The organism is Streptomyces sp. SID486 (assembly GCF_009865385.1).
In the GTDB taxonomy this organism is placed as follows: domain Bacteria; phylum Actinomycetota; class Actinomycetes; order Streptomycetales; family Streptomycetaceae; genus Streptomyces.
This window is the reverse complement of the sequence record NZ_WWJT01000091.1, coordinates 1-278: the sequence shown is the minus strand read 5'-3', so window position 1 is coordinate 278 and position 278 is coordinate 1. Positions and strand designations below refer to the sequence as shown.

Genomic DNA, 278 nt, shown 5'->3' with positions numbered 1-278 from the left:
GCGGCCGACTTCGGCTGGTTCGCCTACTCCCCGCTGTCGGACGCGGTCCGCAGCCCGGGTGTCGGCGCCGACATGTGGATCATGGGTCTGGCCCTGTCGGGCTTCGGCACGATCCTCGGCGCGGTCAACTTCATCACCACGATCATCTGCATGCGCGCTCCGGGCATGACGATGTTCCGGATGCCGGTGTTCACCTGGAACGTGCTGCTGACCGGTGTGCTGGTCCTGCTGGCCTTCCCGGTCCTGGCCGCCGCGCTGTTCGCCCTGGAGGCGGACCG

At 68.7% G+C, this 278-nt stretch carries 1 protein-coding gene; it reads left to right on the top strand.

Going from position 1 to position 278, the window contains the following annotated elements:
* A partial coding sequence (locus tag GT045_RS04375) for a cbb3-type cytochrome c oxidase subunit I (protein WP_202527122.1) occupies positions 1-278 on the top strand: 278 nt, incomplete at both ends.